We start from the raw sequence: 18,575 nt of genomic DNA on the forward strand, positions 1-18,575 counted from the left end.
TGACGTGACTGACGTGCGAGTCGAGCGGGAGTGACGGACGGATGCGCAGGCCGGACGGATGGTGGCGGGTCAAGAGCACGCCGGAGAAGGTGGAGACGTACACGCGGTGGTCGTTCCACTTCTTCGGGGTCATCGAGATCCTCGCGCTGGGGGTGACCGCCTACGGGCGCACCGGCGCCGGGCTCGCCACCGTGCTGTGCCTGCTGGTCACCGCGCACGCCGCGGTCTGCATGCTGGTCTCGTCCCGGGCGCTGGACTGGACCCGCGGGCGGCGCCCGCAGCCCGTGCGGCAGATGTGGGCGCTCGTCGTCGTCTCCGCCGTCGTCTCGGTCACCGCGGTCGTGATCGCGGAGCGCGGACCGGCCGGTGAGGTGGAGACCGCGGCGGGCTCGGTCTACGGCGGGGTCCTGTGCTACGCCGCCGGTGTCATCACGCTCGGGGTGCGGGGGTGGCGGCGCAGGGTCGCCGTCGTCGGGGCCTTCGCGGTGGGCGCCGGGCTCCTGACGTTCCCGCTGGAGATGCCGCTGCTCGCGTCGGTCGTGCTGGCCGGCCTGGTGATGGTGACCGGCGGGTTCCTCGCCGTCACCTCGATCTTCTCCCTCTGGCTGCTCAACGCGGTCTACGCGCTCGACGACGCCAAGGAGACCCGGGTCAGGCTCGCCGTCGCCGAGGAGCGGCTGCGGTTCGGCCGGGACCTGCACGACGTGATGGGCCGGAACCTGGCGGTGATCGCGCTCAAGAGCGAGCTGGCCGTCCAGCTGTCCCGGCGCGGGCGGCCCGAGGCGGTGGAGCAGATGATCGAGGTGCAGCGCATCGCCCAGGAGTCGCAGCGCGAGGTCCGGGACGTCGTGCGCGGCTACCGGGAGGCCGCCCTGGAGGTCGAGCTGGCCGGCGCCCGGGGGGTGCTCTCGGCGGCGGGTATCGCGGCGAAGGTCACCGGGGACACGTCCGGCCTGCCCCCCGAGGTGCAGTCGGCGCTCGGCTGGGTGGTGCGGGAGGCGACCACGAACGTGCTGCGGCACGGGGACGCGAAGAAGGTCGTCGTGACGGTGCGGATGTCGGAAGGACGTGCGGTGCTGACGGTGGAGAACGACGGGGTGGCCGAGGCGACGGGAGAGGGACCCCCGGCGGGCCCGGGCGGCTCCGGGCTCGCGGGGCTGCGGGAGCGGCTCTCGGCGGTGGACGGAACGCTGGAGGCGGGGCCCGTCGGCAAGGGCGTGTTCCGGCTGACGGCCGAGGTGCCGCTGCCGGACGCCGCGGCCGGGGCCGCACTGGAGGTCGCGTCGTGACGACGACCGTGCGCGTCCTGCTCGCCGACGACGAGCACCTCATCCGCGGGGCCCTGGCGGCCCTGCTGTCCCTGGAGGACGACCTGGTCGTCGTCGCCGAGGCGGCCACCGGTCCCGAGGCACTGGCGATGGCGCGGGCTCACGCGCCGGACGTCGCCGTACTGGACCTCCAGATGCCCGGCGCCGACGGTGTGAAGGTCGCCACATCGCTGCGGTCCGAGCTGCCCGCCTGCAAGGTGCTGATCGTGACCAGTCACGGGCGTCCGGGGCATCTGAAGCGGGCGCTCGCGGCGGGTGTGCGGGGGTTCGTCCCCAAGACGGTCAGCGCCCAGCGGCTCGCCGAGCTGATCCGCACGGTGCACGCCGGAAACCGTTACGTCGACCCCGAGTTGGCCGCCGACGCGATCTCCGCCGGGGACTCGCCGCTGACCGCGCGCGAGGCCGAGGTGCTGGAGCACGCCGCCGACGGGGCGCCCGTCTCGGAGATCGCCGAGCGGGCCGCGCTCGCCGAGGGCACCGTACGGAACTACCTGTCGTCGGCCGCGAGCAAGCTCGGTGCGGAGAACCGGCACGCGGCGGTGCGGCTCGCGAGGGAGCGCGGTTGGGTATAGTGGCTGTCGCGCCACGGAGAAATCCACGGCACGCAGTGCGAACGTAGCTCAGTTGGTAGAGCGCAACCTTGCCAAGGTTGAGGTCGCGAGTTCGAACCTCGTCGTTCGCTCCAGACGAGAAGCCCCCGGTTTTCGGCCGGGGGCTTCTTCGTGTGCGGCCTGCCGCCGCTGTGTCCGTCCGCCGCTACGACCAGCTCTGGCCGGTCAGCAGCTCGTAGGCCTCCACGTACTTGGCGCGGGTGGCGTCCACGACCCGCTGCGGCAGCGGCGGCGGGGGCTGCTCGCTCCGGCGGTCCCAGCCGGACTCGGCCGAGGTCAGCCAGTCCCGCACGAACTGCTTGTCGTACGACGGCTGCGCACGGCCCGGCTGCCACCGGTCGGCCGGCCAGAAGCGGGAGGAGTCCGGGGTGAGCACCTCGTCGGCGAGGACCAGGTCGTCCCCGTCGAAGCCGAACTCGAACTTGGTGTCCGCGAGGACGATGCCGCGCTCGCGGGCGATGTCCCGGGCGCGGGAGTAGACGGCGAGGGTGGCCTGGCGCAGGGCGGCCGCGGTGTCCGCGCCGACCTGGCGGGCGACCTCCTCGTAGGAGACGTTCTCGTCGTGCTCGCCGACCTCGGCCTTGGTGGCCGGGGTGAAGATCGGGGCGGGCAGCTCCGAGCCGTCGACGAGGCCCTCGGGCAGGGCGAGGCCGCACACGGTGCGGGTCTGCTCGTACTCCGCCAGGCCGGAGCCGGTGAGGTAGCCGCGGGCCACGCACTCCACGGGGACCATCCGCAGCGACTTGCAGACCAGGGCGCGGCCCTCCCAGTCGGCGGGGGCGCCGGGGGGCAGCTCGGTGCTCAGGACGTGGTTGGGGGCCAGGTCGGCGAGCTGGTCGAACCACCACAGGGAGAGCTGGGTGAGGACCCGGCCCTTGTCGGGGATCTCGGTCGGCAGCACCCAGTCGTAGGCGGAGATGCGGTCGCTGGCGACCATCACGAGGTCGCCCGCCTCGTTCCGGTACAGCTCGCGCACCTTGCCGGTGTGCAGATGCACCAGACCCGGAACCTGGATCGGCTCGGGCTTTTCAACGAATCCGGACACGGTGCCTCCCCGTGGTTCTGAACAGTACGTCGATTGTCCCGTACGTCGCGGGGACGGCGACCGGCGGGGAGGGCGACCGGCTGGGCGGGCGACCGGCTGGGCGGCGGGGTGCGCGCGGCTCAGTCCCGTTTGCAGATGCGGTCCAGGAGGTTGGCGGTGGCGCGCTGGACCCGCGGGTCGACGTGGCCGGGGCGGTCCAGGGCCGGGGACCAGGCGAAGGTGCCGGACGCGAAGACCCAGGCGCCCGACGGGGCCCGGTACAGCGACGTCTCCTGGTGGCGCCGGACGCCGTCCACGTCGGCGTACGGGGAGTGGGCGAGCAGGACCCGCTCGTCGTGCGCGGGGAGCGCGGTGCGCGGGAAGTAGCGGTCGGCCTCGCCCGCCACCAGGTCCTCGATCTCGTCGCCCTCGTGCGCCCCGGTGGCCTCCCAGAGCCAGTGACCGGCGTTGCGGACGACCATCGGGTGGGGTTCGGGGACACGGCCGGCGTACTGGATGCCGAGCAGCTGCTGCTCGGGGCGGTCGATCTCCCGCCACAGCGCGGGCCGGCCGGGGCCCTTGCGTTTGCGGCAGGTCAGCAGGCGGTCGGCGACACCGGAGGGGGAGGGGGCCAGCTCCACCTGCCAGTACATGGTGTTGGCGGAGAGGAAGACCAGGGACGTGCCCCGGTCGCGGGCCAGTTCCGCGGTGCGGCGCATGGCGGTGGACCAGTACTCGTCGTGGCCGGGGAAGACCAGGCCCCGGTAGCGGGCCGGGTCGACCCGGCCGGAGTGCAGGTCGCGGGCGTCGGCGTAGGCGAGGTCGTAGCCGTAGCGCTCGGCGAAGCGGATGAAGTCGTAGGCGTGGCCCACGTGGAGAGGGAGACCGGCCCCGGCGTACGGGCGGTCGAAGGAGACGGTCGTCGCGGCGTCCGCCTCGCCGAGGAGCCGGCCCTCCTCGTCCCAGGCGTGGTAGAGGCTGGCACCGGTGCGGCCGTCCTCGGGATAGAGGTTGTACGCCTGCCAGGTGACGTCCGGCAGGAGGAGGAGCAGGTCGGCCGGGTGGTCGTCGCGGACCGTGAAGGGGACGTGGGAGCGGTAGCCGTCGGCGGTGGTGAGCACGGCCACGTACGCGCCGATGTTCCAGTACGTGGGGATCTGCAGGCGCCAGGACAGCCACCAGTGGTGGCAGGAGACCGTGCGGTCGGCGGCGAGCGGCGGGGGCTGGACGATGCCGGACAGGCGGGGACTGGTGGTGATCTTGGCGGCGCCGTCGCCGCCGTAGTGCCCGATCCGGTACACGTCGACGCTGAACTGCTGCGGCGGGTCGACGGTGACGTGGAAGTCGATGGCCTCGCCGGGGGCGGCGGCTCCCGTCGCGGTGAAGCCCTTGATCTGGCGGCGGACGTCGTCCGCGGCGCGGGGGCCGCCACCGGAGTCGGTGCCGGTGCCGGTGCCGGTCTCGGTGCGGTCCTGGTCCGCGTACCAGGCGACCACCTGGCCGGTGTCGCCGAAGTACGTCTCGCCGCCGCGCAGCCAGGGGACCGGCTTCTGTCCGAAGGGGTCCGTCACGGCGTGCGCGAGTGCTCCCGACTCCCAACGGCGGATCTGCTCGGAGCCCATGGGACAGTCCCCTCCCTCGTGCCCCCGTGGTCGTGCGTATGACGAACGCCTTTGCCATGTGCGCGATCGGTCCCAGCACATCACATTTCGCACGCGGACTGTCACTGTTCGTCGCGAACCGGCCGAAAGTGGAATGAGGGGGTCCGCTTCATCGGAGCCCTGGGGTCAGACCAGACGCACCGGCTTCTCCGGACGTATGCCGAGGTCGGTCATCCAGGCGCGCAGCGGGCCCGGGTCGCCGGTCTCGACAAGGCTGAGCACGCTGGGCGCCAGGTCCGCGGCGCGGGCGCCGTCGAACAGGAGCGAGGGACCGTCGAGCCAGTCGAGGCCCGGGGCCGCCCCGGCGGTGTCCATCGCCGCGCAGCACACCATCGCCGTGATGTGCGCGGTGAGGATCTCGCGCCCGGTGCGCGGGGGCTGCAGCGGGAGGAGTGGGAGCGCACGGTCGTCCCAGAGGGCCGCGTCGGGACCGGCTCCGGCTCCCGGTTGCGGGGTCGGCGAGGGGGCCCCGGCCTCGGCGGGCCGCGCCTGCGCCTCCTCGCGGGCCAGCTGCGCACTGAGCCCGGCGGCCAGGGCGGCGCCACGGGCGGTGGTGCCGGCCAGATCGTCCTCGTCGTCCTCGTCGTCGGCGGCGTGGTCGGCGTGGTCGGCGTACGGCACGTGCGGGGCCTCGTGGTCGGCGTACGGCACCTGGGGATGCGGGGCGCCGCCCCCGGCCGGCGCCTCCGTCCCTGCTTGGGCGGCCGCTTCGGTCGCGGTCCCGGTGTCGGCGTCGGTGACAGGGGGGACGGTGACCGCGTTGTCCGGGGTCGTGAGGTGGTCCAGGACGCGGGCGAGGGTCGGGCCGTCCGTGCCCGGCGGGACGCCCCCGGCGGCGCGGCGGACGCCCAGGGTGTCCAGCACGCGGTGCAGGCGGGCCGCGTCCGTGCGCCAGGTCCGGTCGACGACCTCCTCGGGATACTCGTCCCACCCCACCGGCGACCAGTCCGGGCCGGTCTCGGCGGGCCCGCCGTGGAAGAGACGCGCGGCGAGGAGCGAGACCGCCTCGTCCATCGCCCCGGGCTCCTCCAGCAGGTCACAGGCGGGGCGCTCGCCCAGGCGGGAGGCGAAGCCCTCGGCCAGGCGGTCCCGGCGCGACAGCTCCGTGAGGGCGGCGACGACACCGACGTCCAGCCGGGAGGGCCAGCGGCCCATCCGCCAGGCCGGCAGCGCCACCCGGGTCAGCAGCCGGTCCCAGCCCGCGTAGGCGAGCCCGACCTGCTCCTGCGCGACGATCCGCAGACCGTAGTCCACAGCCTGTGCACGCTCGGCGGCCGCGGCCGCGACCCCGCGCTCCATCTCGGTCGCGTGACCCCGGCAGCCGCGCAGCAGCAGCCGGGACGCCCAGCCCAGGCCCGCGCACGCCACGCGGGACAGCGGATCCCGTCGGCCCGCCGAGGCCACCGCCACCGCGGCGTCCAGCCCCCGTATGAAGCGCCGGGCCGCGGCTATGTCGGGGTGCGCCGAGGGCCCCGTACCGGCGACGACCGGGGCGAGGACGGCGCGCAGCTCGCCCACCCGCATCCACCACAGGAAGGGTGAGCCGATGACCAGGACGGGCGCGGCGGCCGTGCTGCGGCGGTGGGCGGGGCCGCTCAGGCCGGTCAGGTCGTCGTCGTGCTTCTCCACCGGGGGCGGGCCGTGGGCCGGGTGGGTGCGGTCCTCCAGCCAGCTGTCGCAGTCCGGGGTGAGCGCTATCGCGGAGGGGGCGGGGACGTCGAGGCGGTCGGCCAGGTCGCGCACCATCCGGTAGAGGTCGGGCGCCGACTCCTCGGCGACCGTGACCGTGGGGGTCACGGCGGGCCGGGAGCGGGCCACGACCAGGGCGACCCCGGCGGCGGCCAACAGGACCAGCAGCGCGAGGCCGGACACGACCCAGCGCAGGACGTCCCAGGCGGCGCCCGCCAGGTGCCCGGTGGAGCCGCCGACGAGGAGGATCACGGCGACGGCGGCGGGCAGCAGGGCCACGGCCAGCGCGCGGCTGCGGACCCGCAGCACCGCCAGTGCCCGGGAACGCGCGGCCTGAGCGCCCATCTCCACACCACCCATACCGGTCACGGCCGGACCTCACCCCCTCATCGCTGTCCTGTCTGTCCTGGACCGTCCTGCTGCTCTTCCGTGCTTCCGCTCTTGCTCACTCCACCCACTGTGGCACCCGGCACCGACATCGCAATGCCGGTGGGCCAAGTGCCGGAACGCTTGCGCGGCACCATAGTTGGGGCCCCCGCCCCCGTCAGCCGTATGGCCCATCGGTCACCCGATGGAATGGCTTTGGGGAAAGGTGGAGACGGACAGCAAAGGTCAGGCCCCGACTCCTGGGACGGAGCCGGGGCCTGCCGGGTTCGGTGACCGGGAGCCATGGGGAGGCTGCGGGTCAGGACACCTACGCGCCCGCCGCCTTCGCCGCGATGTCGGTGCGGTGCTGCGAGCCGTCGAGGCCGATGCGGGCGACGGCCCGGTAGGCACGGTCGCGGGCCTCGGTCAGGTCGGCGCCGGTGGCCGTGACGGACAGGACGCGGCCCCCCGCGCTGACGACGGCGTCGCCCTCGGCGCGGGTGCCGGCGTGCAGCACGTAGGCGTGCGGGGCGTCCTCGGCGGCCACTTCGTCGAGGCCGGTGATCGGGTCGCCGGTGCGCGGGGTGCCGGGGTAGTTGTGCGAGGCGACGACCACGGTGACGGCCGCCTCGTCGCTCCAGCGCAGGGGCTCGAGGTCGCCGAGGTTGCCGGTGGCGGCGGCCATCAGCAGTCCGGCGAGCGGGGTCTTCAGCCGGGCCAGCACGACCTGGGTCTCGGGGTCGCCGAAACGGGCGTTGAACTCGATCACGCGCACACCGCGCGAGGTGATCGCGAGCCCGGCGTACAGGAGCCCGGAGAACGGGGTGCCGCGCCGGCGCATCTCGTCGACGGTCGGCTGCAGCACGCTCTGCACCACCTCGTCGACCAGCTTCGGGTCGGCCCACGGCAGCGGCGAGTACGCGCCCATGCCGCCGGTGTTCGGACCCTCGTCGCCGTCGAGGGCGCGCTTGAAGTCCTGGGCGGGCTGGAGCGGGCGGACGTTCTCACCGTCGGTGACGGCGAACAGGGATACCTCGGGGCCGTCCAGGAACTCCTCGACGACGACGCGGTCGCAGGCGTTCGCGTGCGCGCGGGCCGCCTCGACGTCGTCGGTGACGACGACTCCCTTGCCCGCGGCCAGCCCGTCGTCCTTGACGACGTAGGGCGCGCCGAAGGCGGCGAGGGCCGCGTCGACCTCGGCGGGGTCGGTGCAGACGTAGGAGCGGGCCGTGGGCACGCCCGCGCCGGCCATCACGTCCTTGGCGAAGGCCTTGGAGCCCTCCAGCCGGGCCGCCTCCCCCGAGGGGCCGAAGACCGGGATGCCCGCCTCGCGCACGGCGTCGGCGACCCCGGCGACCAGGGGCGCCTCGGGTCCGACGACGACCAGCTCGGCACCGAGCCGGGTGGCCAGCGCGGTGACGGCCGCGCCGTCGAGGGCGTCGACCCGGTGCAGTTCGGCGACCTCGGCGATACCGGCGTTGCCGGGTGCGCAGTGCAGCGCGGTGACGTCGGGGTCGAGGGACAGGGAACGGCACAGGGCGTGTTCGCGGGCGCCGCCGCCGATGACAAGGACCTTCACGGGGTGAAGCCTAATGGGAGCGGGCCGGTGCGGTTTGTGCGGGCTTCCGAAGAGACGGGCGGCAAGGACTCGTACCTTCCTCCAGGCCCCGGCCGCGGACCGGCGGCGGCTATTTGTTCGTGATCTCCTCGACCACCGTGGCGCCCAGTTCGCGGACCAGCAGCTCCTTGCCGGAGAGAGCCGACTCGTCGAGGTCCGGGTCGTCGTCCTCGGGGATGTCGTCCTCGGGGGAGACCGGGGGCGGCTCGGGTGCCGAGGGCCGTGGGGCGGGAGCGGGCGCCGGGGCCGACGCGGGGGCCTGGGGCGGCGCGGCGGGCGTGGACGCGGACGCCGACGGCCGCTGGGCGGGCGCGCTCCCGCCGCCACCGCCGGCGGAGCCGCCGCCGAAGCCGCCGCCCCCGGGCGGCCCGCCGAAGCCCCCCGAGGGGCCGGAAGGACCACCGGCGGGCGGGGGTGCCGCGCCCCCGCCGGACGGGTCGACGACCGCGTCGATCTTCCACTGCACGTTGAACTGCTCGGCCAGGGCCTGCCGCAGCACGTCCTCGCTGCCGCTGCTCACGAAGTTGTCGCGGGCACCGGCGTTGACGAAGCCGAGTTGGAGGGAGGTGCCGTCGAAGCCGGTCACCTGGGCGTTCTGGCTGAGCAGGATCCAGGTGAAGCGGCGGCGGTTCTTGACCGCTTCCAGGATGTTGGGCCAGAGCGAACGGGGGTCGACCCCGGAAGCACCCGGCGGCGGTGAGGCGGGCGCGGGGGCGGTCGCCGCGGGAACCGGCGCCTGGGCCGGGGTCGCGGCGGGGCCGGCTGCCGGAGCAGCCGGGGTCCGGGGCTGTCCACCGCCCGCCGGTGCCGCCGTGGGCCACCCACCGGGGCGGCGCCCACCACCCGCGGGGGCCGCGCTCGGCCAGGCACCGGGCGCGGGGGCCGGAGCGGAAGCAGGAGCAGGAGCGGCGGCAGGTGCGGGAGCCGCAGGTGACGGTTGGGCAGACGCAGGTGTCGCAGGCGCCGGAGCGGCGGCGGAAGAGGGCGCGGCCTGCGGGTGCCCGCCACCGGTGGGGGCCCCACCCGCGTCGGGGGCGGGACCGTTACCGGCACCGGCAGCCACGTCGGCGGAAGGGCCACCGCCCGGTGCGCCCGCCGGGGTCCCGGCACCCTGCCCCCGTACCGCCGCACGGGCCGCGGCGGGCCCGCCGCCCGGCGGAACCGGAGCCGGAGCCGCAACGGGCCCGGCGGCCCCCGCACCGGCGTGCACCTCGGGCCCGGGCGCGTATCCCATGGCGGGCGCGCCCGCACCGGCCGAGAACTGCACCCCGCGCTCGATCCGGTCCAGCCGGGCCATCACCGACCGCTCGTCGCCGTACGCGGCGGGCAGCATCACGCGCGCGCAGATCAGCTCCAGCTGGAGGCGCGGCGAGTGGGCGCCGCGCATCTCGGTGAGCCCCTCGTTGACGATGTCGGCGGCGCGGCTCAGCTCGGCGGCGCCGAAGGACCGGGCCTGCTGCTGCATCCGCTCGACGACGTCGGCGGGGGCGTCGATGAGCCCCTTCTCCGCGGCGTCGGGCACGGCGGCGAGGATCACCAGGTCACGCAGGCGCTCCAGCAGGTCGGTGACGAAGCGACGCGGGTCGTTGCCCCCCTCGATCACCCGGTCCACGACCCCGAAGGCGGCGGAGCCGTCCCCGGAGACGAAGGACTCGACGACGGAGTCGAGCAGCGAGCCGTCCGTGTAGCCGAGCAGGGCGGTGGTCATGTCGTACGTCACGCCGTCGGCGCCGGCGCCCGCGAGGAGCTGGTCCATGACGGACATGGAGTCACGCACGGACCCCGCGCCGGCCCGCACCACGAGCGGCAGCACACCCTCCTCGACCGCGATCCCCTCCCGGCCGCACACCTCGGCGAGGTAGTCGCGCAGGGTGCCGGGCGGCACGAGCCGGAAGGGGTAGTGGTGGGTCCGCGACCGGATGGTCCCGATGACCTTCTCGGGCTCGGTGGTCGCGAAGATGAACTTCAGGTGCTCCGGGGGCTCCTCGACGACCTTCAGCAGGGCGTTGAAGCCCTGCGGGGAGACCATGTGGGCCTCGTCGATGATGTAGATCTTGTACCGGCTGGAGGCGGGCCCGAAGAAGGCCTTCTCGCGCAGGTCACGGGCGTCGTCCACACCGCCGTGCGAGGCGGCGTCGATCTCGATGACGTCGATCGAACCCGGCCCGTTGCGCGCGAGGTCGCGGCAGGACTGGCACTCGCCGCACGGGGTCGGCGTGGGGCCCTGCTCGCAGTTCAGACAGCGGGCCAGGATCCGGGCGCTGGTCGTCTTGCCGCAGCCGCGCGGACCGCTGAACAGGTACGCGTGATTGACCCGGTTGTTCCGCAGCGCCTGCTGCAGCGGGTCGGTGACATGCCCCTGCCCGATGACCTCGGCGAAGGACTCCGGGCGGTAACGGCGGTAGAGCGCGAGAGACGACACGCATACGAGGTTATAGGCGCCCACCGACAACCGGACCGCCCGCAAAGGAGACGCCCCCCACGCACCCGCCAGAGCCGACCTACCCTTGCTGCCTTCCGGCCCTGGGGGAGTTCAGTCAGATAGCGCCGCGTGAGGGGCTGGGCAACACGTTACCCGATGTGGGGGCCCCAGAACGAGTTCGCAAGCACTCCCCGGCGTCATGTAATGTTCTCGGCGGAGGATTCGCCTAGAGGCCTAGGGCGCACGCTTGGAAAGCGTGTTGGGGGCAACCCCTCACGAGTTCGAATCTCGTATCCTCCGCCAGTGCCTCACCGGGCACGACGTCGAAGGGCCCCCTGGAAACAGGGGGCCCTTCGACGTTGCGCGGCGCGGTGGCTGCCCGGGTCGATCCGATCGCATCGATATAGAGGTATGTTTTACAGAAGCGTACTTCTATTTCTGGGGAAACCGTGGACAAGCCTGCGGAGATGTTCGACCGGGACTACGAGTGGTCGGCGCTGAGGCGGTTCATCACCGATGCGCAGCCGGGCGCAACCCTCGGCGTGGTCTCGGGGCGGCGCCGCCAGGGGAAGACGTTCCTGCTGGACGCCGCCTGCAGGGCTTCCGGAGGGTTCTACTTCGGTGCGACCGAAGCCGCCGACGCCGAGTCGCTGCGCCGCATCAGCAGCGCGCTGACCGCCCACATCCGCCCCGCCAGCCCGTTCCACTTCGCCGACTGGGCGGAGGCCGTCGACGCGCTGCTCGCCCTCGGTTCCGAGCGCCCCGTTCCGGTCGTGATCGACGAGTTTCCCTACCTCGCCAAGGCCAACCCAGAGCTTCCCTCGATCATTCAGGAGGCGCTGCGGCCGCTGCGTGACCAACGCACCGGCTCACGGACCAGGCTCCTGTTGTGCGGTTCTGCGCTCTCCTTCATGGGGCGACTGCTGTCGGGCAACGCCCCGCTGCGCGGACGGGCCGGGCTGGAGCTGGTCGTCCGTCCGCTCGACCACCACCTGGCTGCCGAGTTCTGGGGCATCACCGATCCTCATCTGGCGATGAAGGTGAACGCGGTCGTCGGCGGCACACCCGCCTACCGGCGCGAGTTCGCGCGCGGAGACGCCCCCGCAGGACCGGACGACTTCGACGACTGGGTCGTCCGCACCGTCCTCAATCCCGAGACCCCCCTCTTCCGCGAGGCCCGCTACCTGCTCGCCGAAGAACCCGATCTCCGCGACACCGCCCTGTACCTTTCCGTTCTGGCCGCCGTGGCCGACGGAAACGCCACCCGTGGGGGCATGGCCGGCTACCTGGAACGCAAGGCCACCGACATCGCACACCCCATCAACGTCCTCGAGGACGCGGGACTGCTGCACCGTGATGCCGACGCGTTCCGCGACAACCGGCCCACGTACCGCATCGCCGAGCCGCTGATCGGCTTCTACCACGCGATCATGCGCCCGGTCTGGGACCAGCTCGAACGTCCCGGCAGTGCGCCACGGGTCTGGCAGTCCAGCCGCCGACGCTTCGTCAGCAACGTCCTCGGACCTCACTTCGAACAGGTCTGCCGTGAATGGGCCCTCCACCACGCCGACCCCGAACTCCTGGGCGGTCTGCCCGCCCGCGTCGGGCACGGCGTGGTCCACGACCCCAAGGCCCGCATCGGCCATGAGGTCGACGTGGCCGTCATCGGCATCGCCGACGGCGGCAAACCTCCGCTCCTGGCCATCGGGGAGGCCAAGTGGAACGACACCATGGGCCTGGCGCACATCGACCGCCTCCGGCACATCCGCAGCCTCATCACCCAGGCCGGACGCTACGACACGACCAGCACCCGGCTCATCTGCTTCAGCGGGGCAGGATTCAACGACAAAGCGCACGCCGTCACCGAGGCAGACCCCGATGTCCAGCTGATCGACCTGGCAACGCTCTACGGCCAGGCCTGAGGCATGCCATCATCCGTCCCCTACCGGCATCAAAACCGCCCCTCCCCGGCCGGCCACACCTGACCAGAGGGATGGGTGCCGCAGTCACCTGGAATGGGGGCGCCCGTCAACCGCCTACCGTGACTTCGGAACGCCTCCTGGAGCCCGCCCAAGAAGCGAATTCATCACGTTCAGGGCCGCCCTCTGACGCTGGGCCTTCCTCGACCACACCGCCGGGCAGACCACCCCAAAGAAGAACAACGCCCCCAGGACAAGGCCCGGCGCCGCCGAAATGACGGCGATGTTCTCGTTTCCTTGAAAGGCAGCCGCGAAGGGGCCCGCACCGGTCGCCGCCACGCCCGCCGACGCAACCCAGCGCGAGGCGCGCCTAGGAGGCGCGGCTCCCACCGCCTGAGCGGTTTCACCAGATACAGCACTCCCCGTACCCTCGAGCATGTGGTTCTCCGTAAGTTGACGATGGGAACTACGAGCAATGACGGCTTCCTGTTGGCGCAGGGAGCCGTCGCTCTTTTCAGAGCTAAGGCTCAGCCGATGCAGTAACGATCGCAGACCTCCACTGAGCGGATTCCCGCAGAAAACATCGCGGGACTCATGTAGCGTCACGTTCTAGCAGCTCAGACAGAAGTTGAGTCCATTCGATATGAGCTACATCACACATATTAGAGGAGGGAATGTGATGCAGATCACAGTGATGACATGCCTCGAAGGCTGCCACTGAGCGGGGACAGCCCTCTGGTGTCCTTCGCTCGCGAACTTCGGGCGTTGAAGGAAGAGACGCAGGGCACGGTTGAGGTGGCGGTGATCCGTGGCGCGTCGCGAACGGCCATCTACGCAGCGCTGAACGGCAGTCGCCTACCGAACGTCCGGACTTTGGACACCATGATCGAAGCATGGACTGCCGGCGGCGAGACGGAGTCCCGGCGGTGGCGCGAACGACGTCGTGCCGCTGAGGAGTCCTTGGCGGAGTCCGCACGGCTACAGGGCAGTGCCACGGCGCGCCGTACGCCCGAAGAGGAGGACTTCACCGAGCAGTTGCGCGCGGTGTGGCAGGAGCGCGGCAATCACTCGACCGAAAAGGTGGCGCGGCACTGCGGTCTGAGCGCACGAACCCTCGACTCCTACCTGGAAGGCCGGACGCTACCGAATGCCGAGCGCCTCCGCGAGCTTTTTGACGGGCTTTCGCTCGTACAGGGGGACAGCGAGGTCTCGTTGCCACCGATACGCGAGGCACTGGTTGGTGAGGCGCTCTTCCGGGCACGCACAGCACGCAAGGAAGAGCGGACCAGAGTCCGACAGTTGGCAAAAGCACTACCCGCAGGACAACCAGCCACCCCAGACACCCCACATTTCAGCGGCTTCGGCGCGGTGCCAGGAGTTCGCCTCGGGCGACGGTTCGACAACCGACGAACGCTGTCCCAGGCCGGCGTGCACCGGCAGTCCATCGCCGGTATCGCCGGCAGTAGGGATCGTGGCGCAGAATCAGTCGTGGTCTCTGGCACGTACGCAGATGACGACCATGGTGACGTGATCATCTACACGGGCGAGGGCGCAGTCGACCCACGAACCGGCCGCCAGACGCACGACCAGCAACTGACTCGGGGAAACGCGGCTCTCGCAGCAAGTGCCGCCACCGGGCTCCCTGTTCGAGTGACCCGTCGAATCACCATCGGCCCACACGCTGGGGCGTACCGCTACGACGGGCTGTACAGAGTCGAGGACTACTGGTCCGAGCAAGGCCCACACGGCTACAGGGTGTGGCGCTTCCGCCTCGTTCAGCTCCCCGGAGTAGAGCAAAGCGAGGTCGCCCAGCCAACGCCCACGCCCCCGTCGGACACGAAGATGCAACAGCGCAATGATCGCCCCCGTTCGGTGTCCTCGGTACAGCGCGTCGTACGAAGCACCGCAATTGCGAACCTCGTCAAGCGCATGCACGACTACACATGTCAGGTGTGTGGCATCCGCCTCCAGGGGGCGACAGGCGGATACGCCGAGGCAGCGCACATTCGCCCACTTGGATCGCCGTACGACGGTCCGGACGCGGTTGAGAACGTGCTCTGCCTGTGCCCCAACCACCACGTGCTGCTCGATCAAGGCATGTTGCTCATCAACGACGACCTCACAGTTGTGAACCGCGCGGACAGCACCGTGCTCGGGCACCTCCGCGAAACCGCGGACCATCGGGTCGGCAGACAGCACCTCGCGCACCACCGGGTTCGCCACGCGCTGCCCACGGACGAAGCTGCCCAATGATGTGCTACGCGCTCCAGTGGCCACGACACCCCGAGGCGTCAGTCCACATACACGGGCATCTCTCCGCCAGTGCCTCACCGGGCAGGATGTCGAAGAGCCCCCTGGAACTGAAGAAACAGGGGCCCTTCGACATGTTCGCCCGCGTGGCGAGGCGCGGGGGCTGAAGGCGCGTCGGTCGAGGCGCGCGTCAGTCCGGTCGGTCCGGTGCGGGCCGGTTCGCTTCGGGGCGTTCCGCCAGTGTCTTGATCCGGAGCAGCCTGGTCTCCCAGGAGCGGCCGATGCGGTCGAGCTCGCGGGCCAGGGCGCCGAGGCGGGCGCCGACGGCGACGTGGACCACCTCGCGTCCCCGCCGCTCGGACTCGACCAGACCGACCTCGCGCAGCACCTCCAGGTGCTTGACGATCGCCTGCCGGCTCACCGGCAGGGCCCTGGCCAGTTCGGACGCCGACACCGGGGCCTCGCCGAGCCGGGCGAGTATCTCCCAGCGCGTCGGGTCGCCGAGCGCCGCGCACACGGCGGGCAGCGCGGGGGCGGTCACCGGTGCCCCGTGGCGGGCGTGGCGGGCGTGGCCTGCTCCGCGTACGCCTTCGCCGCGGCCAGTTCGGTGAGCCAGCCCTTGTCGTTGCCCTCGCGCTGCTCGAGCCAGGTCGCCGGGTCGTCGGCGAGGCCGGAGAACCCGCTCTCCACCACCCGCAGGGTCACCCCGCCACCGTCCCGCTCGTCGATCCAGAACTCGACCAGGGTCGAAGGGGCCGACTCGTCGCGCGAGGGGGTGCCGATCCACCGGAACGCCGCGTAGCGCGGCCTGTCCAGCTCCACCGTCCGGAACCGGAACTCGCCGAGGGACGGATGGCGCAGCACCGCCGTGTCGCCCTCGTACCGCACGTCCTGGTCCGCCTCGACCGCGCCGTCGTTGACGTACCAGCCGGGCCGGGCCACCAACTCCCACACCCGGTCGGCCGGGGCGTCGATGTCGATCTGCCGGGCGATCCGGTCGAGCTCGGCCGGATCGGTCGTCTCGGCCGTGGAATGTGCCGACTCGTTCATGACTCGTCCCTTTCTCCGTACTGCTGAGTGCTGACCTGTACTGCAATTAAATGGTTGCATATCGAGGCCTCGATTAGCAACCTGTCGGTTGCACCTCGTGTCCTGCGTTGCTCCATCGAGGGGGAGTCGCGCCGCACTCTCACCCGGTTGAGCCGCCCAGGGGCCGCTTTGCGGGTATGGAGCGGATTGGTCTGTTCCGTTTCCAGTGAAGGAGGGCCGGTGGCCGAACGCATTGTTCATCGACGCGGTTATCGAAAGGGCCTCGGCGGTGAGATGTGCGCCGAGTTCCTGGGGACGTTCGTCCTGATCCTGTTCGGCGTCGGGTCGGTGGCCGTCGCGGTCGCCGGACTGCCCGGCTCGGGCCGGCAGACCGCGGACTTCGGACCCGCGAACTGGCTCATCATCTCGTGGGGGTGGGGCCTTGCCGTCGTCTTCGGCGTGTACGTGGCCGGGGGCATCAGCGGGGCACACCTCAATCCGGCGGTGACCCTCGGGTTCGCGGTCCGGCGGGACTTCCCCTGGCGGAAGGTGCTGCCCTACTGGCTCGCCCAGGTCGTGGGCGCCTTCGTCGCCGCCGCGCTCGTGTACGCCTGTTACCGGTGGGCGATCGACGCGGCCATCGCCGAGGCGGGCGAGACGCGGGAGACGTCCCTGAACACGTACTCGATCTTCGCCACGTTCCCGGCGGAGTACTTCGGGGACTCCTGGTGGGGTCCCCTGCTCGACCAGATCGTGGGCACCGGGATGCTGCTCCTGCTGATCTGCGCGCTCATCGACACCCGCAACACGGCTCCGATGGCCAACCTGCACCCGTACCTCATCGGGCTCGTCGTCGTCGCGATCGGCCTCACCTTCGGCACGAACGCCGGATACGCGATCAATCCGGCCCGCGACTTCGGCCCACGCCTGTTCACCTTCTTCGAAGGATGGGGCGACATCGCCCTGCCCGGCACCTTCCAGTGGTTCAGCGGCTACTGGTGGATCCCCATCGTCGGCCCGCTGATCGGCGGGGTCGTCGGGGTCCTGGTGTACGACCTGCTCATCAGCCCGGTACTGAAGGCCAGGCTGACCGAGCGCGAGGAAGGTCCGGCCACCGAGGAGCCCTCCTGACCGCCGGACCCCCGGCCGTCAGGGCCTGTCCGGCGGTCCGGCCCTAGCGGTCGGCGATGTCCTCGCGGAGTCCGTCGGAGAACTCCCACCACGACAGCGGCAGCCAGTCACCGTCGACGAAGCCGTCGACGGTGGCGCCGCGGCCGCGGACGGTCACCGTCGTGCCGGGCGGATAGGTGGTGCCGGACAGACCCGGCACGGGAACCAGCAGAGTTCCCAGTCGTTGCGCTGACACCCCCTGGCCTCCTCTCGTGATGTGCGGCGGGCGCGTCTCGTTCGCCCGAGATTCCCGAGATTACCGACTTGCCCCGTCTCATCGACCGGAGAACCATGAGAGATGGGTCACGGATAATCCGCGCGCGGACGGAGGTCACGACCATGAAGGCTGTCGTCTACAAAGGACCGTTCTCTGTTGCGGTCGAAGACGTCGCGAAGCCGGACATCCGGCATCCGAACGACGTGATCGTGCGCGTCACGTCGACCGCGATCTGCGGCTCGGACCTGCACATGTACGAGGGGCGCACGGCGGCCGAGCCCGGCATCGTCTTCGGCCACGAGAACATGGGGATCGTCGATCAGGTCGGACAGGGCGTCACGGGGTTGAAGAAGGGCGACCGGGTGGTCATGCCCTTCAACGTCGCCTGCGGCTTCTGCACCAACTGCGCCGCGGGGTACACGGGTTACTGCACGACCGTCAATCCCGGCTTCGCGGGCGGCGCGTACGGCTATGTGTCCATGGGCCCCTGGCAGGGCGGCCAGGCCGAGTACCTGCGCGTCCCGTACGCCGACTTCAACTGCCTGAAGCTGCCCGAGGGCGACGCGCACGAGACCGACTTCATCCTGCTCGCCGACATCTTTCCGACCGGCTACCACGGCTGCGAACTCGCCGACGTCCGTCCCGGCGAGAGCGTCGCCGTGTACGGGGCCGGTCCGGTCGGGCTCATGGCGGCCTACTCGGCGCTGCTGCGCGGCGCGAAGAAGGTGTTCGTCGTCGACCGCGTCCCGGAGCGGCTGCGAAAGGCCGAGGAGATCGGAGCGGTGCCCGTCGACTTCTCCGCGGGCGACCCGGTCGAGCAGATCAAGGAGCAGACCGGGGGCGCCGGTACGGACAAGGGCGTGGACGCCGTCGGCTACCAGGCGACGGCGGGCGGGACGGGCAAGGAGGAACCGGCGACCGTCCTCAACTCGCTGGTCAAGACGGTCCGGCCGACCGGGGCCCTGGGCGTTCCCGGGCTCTACGTCCCGGCCGACCCGGGCGGTCCGGACGAGCAGGCCAAGCAGGGCATGCTCCTCGTCGCGATCGGCAAGCTCTTCGAGAAGGGCCTGCGGGTGGGGACGGGTCAGTGCAACGTGAAGCGCTACAACCGCCAGCTGCGCGACATGATCATCGAGGGCAGGGCGGAGCCGAGCTTCGTCGTCTCCCACGAACTGCCCCTGGACCAGGCTCCGTCCGGCTACGACAAGTTCGACAAGCGGATCGAGGGCTACACGAAGGTGGTCCTGCACCCGTAGCGCCCCCAGCACCCC

The 18,575-nt window shown here is 71.7% G+C and carries 14 protein-coding genes, 2 tRNA genes and 1 other RNA gene; 8 read left to right on the top strand and 9 right to left on the bottom strand.

The window, feature by feature from the left end; all coding sequences use genetic code 11:
• Positions 1-41 precede the first annotated feature (41 nt).
• The 3 genes from ACH4D3_RS26335 to ACH4D3_RS26345 all read left to right on the top strand — a co-directional run bounded on the left by ACH4D3_RS26335 (position 42) and on the right by ACH4D3_RS26345 (position 2,013).
• Positions 42-1,289 carry a sensor histidine kinase gene (locus tag ACH4D3_RS26335; RefSeq protein WP_398326529.1) on the top strand — a complete coding sequence of 416 codons (1,248 nt, stop codon included), beginning with the start codon at positions 42-44 and terminating at the stop codon, positions 1,287-1,289.
• The gene (locus tag ACH4D3_RS26340; RefSeq protein ID WP_398326532.1) at positions 1,286-1,900 is read left to right on the top strand and encodes a response regulator; all 615 of its coding nucleotides are present in this window, start codon (positions 1,286-1,288) and stop codon (positions 1,898-1,900) included. The genes ACH4D3_RS26335 and ACH4D3_RS26340 overlap by 4 nt, the downstream gene beginning before the upstream one ends.
• Positions 1,901-1,937: 37 nt before the next feature.
• Positions 1,938-2,013: transfer RNA gene (locus ACH4D3_RS26345), tRNA-Gly, on the top strand.
• Between the two features lie 71 nt (positions 2,014-2,084).
• Here ACH4D3_RS26345 and ACH4D3_RS26350 read toward each other — a convergent pair.
• From ACH4D3_RS26350 to ffs, 6 genes are all read right to left on the bottom strand, one after another.
• Positions 2,085-2,984 (bottom strand): phosphoribosylaminoimidazolesuccinocarboxamide synthase, encoded by a 900-nt coding sequence (locus ACH4D3_RS26350; RefSeq protein WP_398326535.1) that lies wholly within the window; start codon positions 2,982-2,984, stop codon positions 2,085-2,087.
• 119 nt (positions 2,985-3,103) lie between these two features.
• A complete protein-coding gene (locus ACH4D3_RS26355) occupies positions 3,104-4,585 on the bottom strand; it encodes a N,N-dimethylformamidase beta subunit family domain-containing protein (RefSeq protein ID WP_398326538.1) in 1,482 nt (493 codons plus the stop codon).
• 165 nt (positions 4,586-4,750) lie between these two features.
• Complete coding sequence (locus tag ACH4D3_RS26360; protein WP_398326541.1) at positions 4,751-6,682, bottom strand: hypothetical protein; 1,932 nt, start codon at positions 6,680-6,682, stop codon at positions 4,751-4,753.
• Between the two features lie 325 nt (positions 6,683-7,007).
• A complete protein-coding gene (gene purD / locus ACH4D3_RS26365; RefSeq protein WP_398326544.1) occupies positions 7,008-8,258 on the bottom strand; it encodes a phosphoribosylamine--glycine ligase in 1,251 nt (416 codons plus the stop codon).
• A gap of 109 nt (positions 8,259-8,367) precedes the next feature.
• Positions 8,368-10,719, bottom strand: coding sequence for a DNA polymerase III subunit gamma and tau (locus ACH4D3_RS26370; RefSeq protein ID WP_398326547.1), 2,352 nt, complete (start codon positions 10,717-10,719; stop codon positions 8,368-8,370).
• Positions 10,720-10,764: 45 nt separating this feature from the next.
• An RNA gene (gene ffs / locus ACH4D3_RS26375) (signal recognition particle sRNA small type) lies at positions 10,765-10,861 on the bottom strand.
• A gap of 73 nt (positions 10,862-10,934) precedes the next feature.
• Here ffs and ACH4D3_RS26380 point away from each other — a divergent pair.
• From ACH4D3_RS26380 to ACH4D3_RS26390, 3 genes are all read left to right on the top strand, one after another.
• Positions 10,935-11,022: transfer RNA gene (locus ACH4D3_RS26380), tRNA-Ser, on the top strand.
• Between the two features lie 146 nt (positions 11,023-11,168).
• Entirely contained in the window at positions 11,169-12,641 is a 1,473-nt protein-coding gene (locus ACH4D3_RS26385) for an ATP-binding protein (protein WP_398326550.1), read from the top strand.
• A 762-nt stretch (positions 12,642-13,403) separates the two neighbouring features.
• Entirely contained in the window at positions 13,404-14,891 is a 1,488-nt protein-coding gene (locus tag ACH4D3_RS26390; RefSeq protein ID WP_398326553.1) for a YDG/SRA domain-containing protein, read from the top strand.
• 187 nt (positions 14,892-15,078) lie between these two features.
• On the opposite strand, the gene ACH4D3_RS26395 is transcribed toward ACH4D3_RS26390, so the two are convergent.
• Both ACH4D3_RS26395 and ACH4D3_RS26400 read right to left on the bottom strand, forming a co-directional pair.
• On the bottom strand, positions 15,079-15,429 hold the full coding sequence (locus tag ACH4D3_RS26395) for an ArsR/SmtB family transcription factor (protein ID WP_398326556.1): 351 nt from the start codon (positions 15,427-15,429) through the stop codon (positions 15,079-15,081).
• Entirely contained in the window at positions 15,426-15,938 is a 513-nt protein-coding gene (locus ACH4D3_RS26400; protein WP_398326559.1) for an ATPase, read from the bottom strand. The genes ACH4D3_RS26395 and ACH4D3_RS26400 overlap by 4 nt, the downstream gene beginning before the upstream one ends.
• 273 nt (positions 15,939-16,211) lie before the next feature.
• Here ACH4D3_RS26400 and ACH4D3_RS26405 point away from each other — a divergent pair, with 273 nt between their 5' ends.
• On the top strand, positions 16,212-17,048 hold the full coding sequence (locus ACH4D3_RS26405) for an MIP/aquaporin family protein (protein WP_398327059.1): 837 nt from the start codon (positions 16,212-16,214) through the stop codon (positions 17,046-17,048).
• A 43-nt stretch (positions 17,049-17,091) separates the two neighbouring features.
• Here ACH4D3_RS26405 and ACH4D3_RS26410 read toward each other — a convergent pair whose 3' ends face one another.
• On the bottom strand, positions 17,092-17,283 hold the full coding sequence (locus ACH4D3_RS26410; protein ID WP_398326562.1) for a hypothetical protein: 192 nt from the start codon (positions 17,281-17,283) through the stop codon (positions 17,092-17,094).
• Positions 17,284-17,426: 143 nt separating this feature from the next.
• On the opposite strand from ACH4D3_RS26410, the gene ACH4D3_RS26415 reads away from it, so the two are divergent.
• Positions 17,427-18,560, top strand: a complete 1,134-nt coding sequence (locus tag ACH4D3_RS26415; RefSeq protein WP_398326565.1) for a glutathione-independent formaldehyde dehydrogenase — start codon at positions 17,427-17,429, stop codon at positions 18,558-18,560.
• Positions 18,561-18,575: the final 15 nt, after the last annotated feature.

Origin of the sequence: Streptomyces sp. NPDC018026 (assembly GCF_044327745.1) — a bacterium.
Lineage (GTDB): Bacteria > Actinomycetota > Actinomycetes > Streptomycetales > Streptomycetaceae > Streptomyces > Streptomyces rubrogriseus.

Coding starts and splice junctions, on each gene's coding strand:
- ACH4D3_RS26335 (WP_398326529.1), top strand. CDS start 42: ATGCGCAGGCCGGACGGATGGTGGCGGGTCAAGAGCACGCCGGAGAAG.
- ACH4D3_RS26355 (WP_398326538.1), bottom strand. CDS start 4,585: ATGGGCTCCGAGCAGATCCGCCGTTGGGAGTCGGGAGCACTCGCGCAC.
- ACH4D3_RS26400 (WP_398326559.1), bottom strand. CDS start 15,938: ATGAACGAGTCGGCACATTCCACGGCCGAGACGACCGATCCGGCCGAG.
- ACH4D3_RS26405 (WP_398327059.1), top strand. CDS start 16,212: ATGTGCGCCGAGTTCCTGGGGACGTTCGTCCTGATCCTGTTCGGCGTC.
- ACH4D3_RS26415 (WP_398326565.1), top strand. CDS start 17,427: ATGAAGGCTGTCGTCTACAAAGGACCGTTCTCTGTTGCGGTCGAAGAC.